The 6,610-nt window shown below is 64.8% G+C and carries 4 protein-coding genes; all 4 read left to right on the top strand.

Annotated features, from left to right (window positions below):
• The first annotated feature begins 147 nt into the window (after positions 1-147).
• Positions 148-660 (top strand): peptide-methionine (R)-S-oxide reductase MsrB, encoded by a 513-nt coding sequence (gene msrB, locus IVB32_RS03680; protein WP_247409851.1) that lies wholly within the window; start codon positions 148-150, stop codon positions 658-660.
• Between the two features lie 177 nt (positions 661-837).
• Positions 838-3,090: a flagellar hook-basal body complex protein gene (locus IVB32_RS03685; protein WP_247409854.1), complete on the top strand. Its 2,253-nt coding sequence runs from the start codon at positions 838-840 to the stop codon at positions 3,088-3,090.
• A 35-nt stretch (positions 3,091-3,125) separates the two neighbouring features.
• Entirely contained in the window at positions 3,126-5,009 is a 1,884-nt protein-coding gene (gene flgK, locus IVB32_RS03690; protein ID WP_247409855.1) for a flagellar hook-associated protein FlgK, read from the top strand.
• A 21-nt stretch (positions 5,010-5,030) separates the two neighbouring features.
• A partial coding sequence (locus tag IVB32_RS03695) for a flagellar hook associated protein (RefSeq protein ID WP_247409856.1) occupies positions 5,031-6,610 on the top strand: 1,580 nt, incomplete at its 3' end.

The raw sequence follows: 6,610 nt of genomic DNA on the forward strand, positions 1-6,610 counted from the left end.
GGCCGAAGCCATTGAACCAGCCTCGGAACCAGCCCCGCGCGACGACAGCGTCCCGCAAGAGATCCGAGAAAAATCCCGCCCGGAAGTGTAACGTCTGCCGTGAGAGCCCGTATCTCAGGGCGTAGACGCTCCCGCATGGAGAATGAGATGTTTGACCGCCGCATCCTGTTGACGACCGTCGCCGGCCTGTTCGGCCTTGCGGCCTTCCGCTGGCTCAGAGCATCGCCCGCGGAGGCTGGAGAGAAAGCCGCGCTAAAATTCGAGATCGAGAAAACGGACGCCGAATGGCGTGCCCAGCTCACCCCGCAGCAATATGAGATCCTTCGCAAGGAGGGCACCGAGCGGCCGGGCTCCAGCCCGTTGCTCAAGGAGCACCGCAAGGGCGTCTTCGCCTGCGCCGGTTGCGACCTGCCGTTGTTCGCCTCCGACACCAAATTCGAGAGCGGCACGGGCTGGCCGAGCTTCTACCAGCCGATCGAGGGCAATGTCGGCAAGACCGAGGACCGGACCTACGGCATGCTCCGCACCGAGGTGCATTGCCGGCGCTGCGGCGGCCATCTCGGCCACGTCTTCGACGACGGTCCGAAGCCGACCGGATTGCGCTACTGCATCGACGGTTTCGGGCTGGTCTTCCATCCCGCGGCGGCGTCCGCAACCTAGGTTTCGTCCGGCAATTGTTGCCGGTCCCGGCAATTGTGCCCCGGTCATCAGACCGGGGCTTTTTCCTCAAGCCATTGATTTCATGAGAAAACCCGCATTGGCATAGCCCTTGCGACAGTCTCCTCCGACTGCGGCCATGGTCGACCGGCCGCCGAGATCGGATCTGGAGACAAAGTTATGGGTATCTTCGATGCAATGAACACCTCGGTGGGTGGCCTGCAGGCGCAGTCCTACGCGCTGCAGAACATTTCCGGCAACATCGCGAACTCATCCACCACCGCTTACAAGGGCATCGGCACCAGCTTCGTCGATCTCATTCCCGACTCCTCGGTCCCGAGCAAGCAGGTCGCGGGCGGCGTGACCGCCAACGCCAAGGCCACCATCACCACGCAGGGCACAATCTCGGGCTCCAGCGTCGCCACCAACATGGCGATCACCGGTGACGGCTTCTTCTCGATCCAGAAGGCGACGGGCGTCGTCGACAATGCGCCGGTGTTCAGCGGCGTCACCTATTACACACGGCGCGGCGACTTCCAGCTCAATGCCAACGGCAATCTGGTCAACGGCGCCGGCTATTACCTGATGGGCGTCACGGTCGACCCGAAGACCGGCAACCCGCAAGGCAACGTTGCGACGGTCCTGAAATTCCAGAACAACTTCATTCCGGCGCAGGCGACGACCTCGATCCAATACGCGGCGAACTTGCCGACCCAGCCGAACACCGTGGCGAGCACGACGGCGGCAACCAAGACGCTGCTGGCCGCCGGCGGACTGAACCCGTCGGACTTCGCCGCCAACCCGCTGCCGGTCGGCACGCCGCCTCCGCCCTATGCAAACGCCACGACGTCCGGCGCTGCCGCGACCGGCAATGTCCGCTCGCCGTACTCGTCGACCACGGCGACCGGCACAACGGCGCTCCAGAACAACTCTGCGGCGGTCGCATCGACCACAACTTCGCTCGACAGCGCCCTGGGTACGCATCTCGCCTCCACCACCCTCACCGCGCTGAGCGGCCAGGTGCTCAACATCAACGGCAACACGGTCACGTTCAACGGCGGCACCACCGTCACGACGGTCGGCAGCAACACCACGATCGGTCTCGGCGCGGGCACGACGGCCACGGTGGCCAGCATCCTGAGCGCGATCCAGACCGCCGGCGGCGCCGGCGTTACCGCATCGCTCAGCGCCAGCGGCAACATCGTGATCTCCAGCGGCACGAGCACCGACGTAGCGGTTGGTAGCGGCCAGGCGGCCACGGCGCTCGGCATCAGCAGCGTGACGCGCGGCGGCAACGTGCTGTCCTCGCCCGCGATCTCGGGCGCCACGGTGCTGAGCGGCGCAGCAGCGGCCGGCGGCGCCGAGGTGATCACATCGGGCTTCTCCGCCGGCGACGTCATCACGGTCAATGGTCAGCCGCTGACTTTCGTGGCCGCCGGCGCGTCAGGCCCGAACCAAATCAACGTCACCGACAACATCACGATGCTGCTCGGCAAGATCGACGCTCTCTCCGGTGCAACGGGGTCGTCGGTCAGCAGTGGCGGCGTGATCACCCTAAACACCGGCACAGCTTCCAACCTTTCGGTGGCGAGCTCCAACAGCGCCGCCTTCGCCGCGCTCGGGTTCACCTCGACCATCACCAAGAATCGTGACGGTGGTGGCGTTGCCGGCACCGGCGGCGTGATCGGCAATGACATCGCCACCTTCACCAAGGAATCGATCAGCGGTGGTGCGGTGACGGCCTACAACGCGGCCGGCACGCCGGTGAACCTGCAATTGCGCTGGGCCAAGACCGACAGTGCCTCGCTTGGCGCGGGCCATGCCGATACCTGGAACATGTTCTACCAGACCGACCCGAATGCGACCGGCACGACCGTCGGCTGGGTCAATACCGGCCAGGCCTTCACCTTTGCCGCCGACGGCTCGCTGACCTCGCCGAGCGGCTCGGGCATCACCATCAACAACGTCAGCGTCAGCGGCCAGTCGCTGGGCTCGGTCTCCTTCAACATCTCCTCGGGCGGCCTGACGCAATATGCCAGCACCAGCGGCGCGGTCACCATCAACACCATCACCCAGAACGGCTATGCCGCCGGTCAGCTTCGATCGGTCGCCGTCAACAACAACGGCCTCGTGGTCGGGACCTTCTCCAACGGTCAGAACCTCGACCTCGCACAGGTCTCGTTGTCGCACTTCAACGGCACCAACTACCTGAAGGCGCAGGACGGCGGCGCCTACGCCGCGACTGAACAGTCGGGCCCTGCCATCGACGGTGCTTCCGGTTCGATCAGCGGCTCGTCGCTGGAAGGCTCGAACACCGACATCGCAGACGAATTCACCAAGCTGATCGTGACCCAGCAGGCCTATTCGGCAAACACCAAGGTGATCACGACGGCGAATACGATGGTTCAGGATCTTTTGAACGTGTTGCGCTGATTGGTGCGTGACGTAACCAGAGGCGGCAAGTCAACATGGGTTTGAGTTCAGCCCTCGCCAGTGCGATGAGCGGTCTGCGTGCCAATCAGGCTGCGCTCTCGATCGTTTCGTCGAACGTCGCCAACTCGCAGACGCCGGGTTACGTCGTCCAGACGCCGAACCAGATCGAGGTCACCACCGGCGACTTCGGCTCGACGGTGACGACGACCGGCGTCAGCCGCGAGCTCGACACCTATGTGCAGAAACAGCTGCGCACCGAGACCGGCGGCAGCGGCTACGCCGACCAGATGGCCAACATCCTGAAGCAGCTTCAGAATGTCTATGGCACGCCCGGCAACAGCGGTACGCTCGAAACCGCGCTGAACAGTTTCACCACGGCGCTGCAGGCGCTGTCGACCAACGCGGGCTCGTCGTCGGCGCAAACGGTTGCGCTCGGCGCCGCGCAGACGCTGGCGCAGCAGCTCAACCTCACCACCAAGGGCATCCAGTCGCTGCGCTCCAACGTCGAGCAGGATCTCAGCACCTCGGCGCTAGCTGCCAACGCGGCGATGCAGCAAGTCGCCGACATCAACTCCAGACTCCAGGGCCTGTCGGAACACGACCCCTCGGCTGCGACGTTGATGGACCAGCGCGACCAGGCCATCAATAACCTGTCAAAATATGTCGATGTCCACGTCACCACCGACGGGTCCAATCAGGCGAACATCTACACCACCACCGGCATCCAGCTGGTCGGCGCCGGGCTGGCGTCGCAATTCACCTTTGCGTCCGCTGGCGCGCTGTCGGCGACCTCGCTCTACAACATCGATCCGGCCAAATCCGGCGTCGGCGCGTTCAACATCAAGCTCCCGAACGGATCCTCGGTCGACGTCGTCGCCAACAACGTGGTGTCTTCGGGCCAGATCGCGGCCGATCTGAAGCTGCGCGACCAGACGCTGGTGCAGGCGCAGAACCAGATCGACCAGTTCGCCGCGACGATGTCGAGCGCGTTGTCGGACAAGACCACGGCCGGCAGCACGGTCACCGGCCCGCCGGCCGGCTTCGATCTCGACCTTGCCGGGGCGGCGCCGGGCAACAGCGTCAACTTCACCTACACCGACACGACCACCAATACCAAGCGGCAGGTCACGCTGGTCAACGTGACCGATCCGGCGGCGCTGCCGCTCCAGAACCCCACCAACGCCAATCCGATGCAGATCGGGGTGAACTTCTCCGGCGGCATGGGCGCGATCGCCTCGGCGCTCAACACCGCGCTTAACGGCTCGCATCTGTCGTTCGCCGCCGCCCCGTCGCCGGCAACGGCGACCACATTGCGGGTTACCGACGACAACAGCGGCCTCGCCAAGGTCAATTCGGCCTCGATCACCAAGACGATCTCGTCGCTGACCTCGGGCAATCCGCAACTGCCGCTGTTCACCGATGGCGGGCAGGCGCTCTACACCGGCGCGATCACCGCATCGGGCTCGCAGATGACCGGCCTTGCCGGACGTATCGCCGTGAACACGCAGCTCACCACCGACCCGACCAGGCTGTCGGTCTACAACACCTCGCCGGTGACTCCCACCGGCGACACCACGCGCTCGGACTATCTCTATTCGCAGCTCACCTCGGCGGTGTTCTCCTATTCGCCGCAATCCGGTCTGGGCTCGGCGAGCCAGCCCTTCACCGGCAGCGTCTCGAACTACCTCCAGCAGTTCCTGAGCGTTCAGGGCAATGCCGCGACCCAGGCGACCCAGCTCCAGCAGGGCCAGAGCGTCGTGGTCTCGACGCTGCAGGCCAAGTTCAACTCGACCGCCAGCGTCAACCTGGACTCGGAGATGTCGAACCTGATCCAGCTCCAGAATGCCTATGCCGCCAACGCCCATGTCATGTCGGTGGTGCAGAGCATGATGAATACGTTGCTCCAGGCTCAAGTGTAACAAGTAGCAGGGCTCTGAAACATGTCAATCAGCAGCATCAACTACTCCTCGTCGGTTCTCGGCTCGCAGATCCGCAACATCAACCAGCAGCTCACCGACCTGTCGACGCAGCTCTCGACCGGCAAGCTGTCGCAGAACTATTCCGGGATGGGCACCAACGAGGGCTTTGCGATCGCCGGGCGCGCGCAGCTCTCCAACATTGCCGCCTATACCGACACGATGACCAACGTCAACGTCAGCATCAACCTCGCCAATACCGCGTTGCAGTCGCTGACCACGATCCGCAACACGGTGCAGACGGGCTCGGCCAACACCGCGCAGGATCTCAACGTCAACGGCCAGACGGTTGCGCAGAACACTGCGGCTGCGCAATTCGGCTCGATGGTCGGCGTTCTCAACACGCAGTCCGGCAATCGCTATCTGTTCTCCGGAACCGCCTTCAACACGCCGTCGGTCGCGAATGCCGGCGACATCATCAACGGCACCACGACGCAGGCCGGCTTCAAGACCGTCATGGCGGAGCGTCAGGCCGCCGACCTCGGCGCCAACGGCATGGGCCGGCTGGTGCTGGCGACGCCACAGCCGACGCCGAGCTCGGTGAAGGTCTCCGAGGACGCGCCCGCATCGCCATTCGGCCTGAAGATCGCCGCAGTCTCCTCGACGCTGACCGGCGCGACGGTCACCGGCCCGAGCGGCTCGCCGGTGTCGTTCTCGGTCGACCTCAACGGCGTCAACCCGAAAAATGGCGACAAGCTCAGCGTCCAGTTCACGCTGCCCGATGGCTCGACCGAGCAGATCGACCTGACGGCATCGACGGCGACGCCGACACCTGTCGGCAGCTTTGCGATCGACCCCGGTAATCCCAATGTCGTTCCGGTCGTTCCTCCGGACCCGAACATCACGGCGACGAACCTCAACACTGCGCTGAATACCGCGATCAAGAAGCTCGCCGGCACCTCGCTGGTGGCGGCGTCCGCTATCACGGCCGGTGACAATTTCTTCAATACGGCGGGATCCGCCACCGCGAATGTGGCGGCCACCGGCAATCTGCGCTCCTATACCTCGACGACCGGGACGGGCTCGGTCGCGTTGCAGGACAGCGCATTGGCGATTGCGTCTACGACCACGTCGCTCGACTCGTCGGCGACACCCCATCTCAATGGGACCATTCTCAACGCGCTCGCCAACGCTCCGACCGGTACCACACTGACCATCACCGGCGCGAGCGGCGCCCACACGATCACCTTCGACCCTACCGTCACTACCGTCACCACAACGGCCAGCGGCAATACCACTATCGGACTGGCTTCGGGCAGCGCCGCGAAGGTGTCTGATATCTTGAATGCGATCGCGACGGCCGCCGGCATCCCCGCCGCCAACGTAACTCTGAGCGCCGGCGGCAATATCCAGATCGCGACCGGCACCGGCACGGACGTGGCGGTCACCGGCGGCGCGGCGGCCACGGCGCTCGGTCTCAGCAGCGTGACGCGCGGCAGCGTGGCGTCGACGCCTCAGATCACCGGTTCAACTGTGCTGAGCGGCATTGCGACTACGGGCGGCCCGGAAGTCCTCTCAGCGGCGTTCCAGGCGGGGTCGGCGGG

The sequence above is a fragment of the Bradyrhizobium sp. 23 genome (assembly GCF_023073295.1).
GTDB classification, from domain to species: domain Bacteria; phylum Pseudomonadota; class Alphaproteobacteria; order Rhizobiales; family Xanthobacteraceae; genus Bradyrhizobium; species Bradyrhizobium canariense_D.

Coding starts and splice junctions, on each gene's coding strand:
- msrB (WP_247409851.1), top strand. CDS start 148: ATGTTTGACCGCCGCATCCTGTTGACGACCGTCGCCGGCCTGTTCGGC.
- IVB32_RS03685 (WP_247409854.1), top strand. CDS start 838: ATGGGTATCTTCGATGCAATGAACACCTCGGTGGGTGGCCTGCAGGCG.
- flgK (WP_247409855.1), top strand. CDS start 3,126: ATGGGTTTGAGTTCAGCCCTCGCCAGTGCGATGAGCGGTCTGCGTGCC.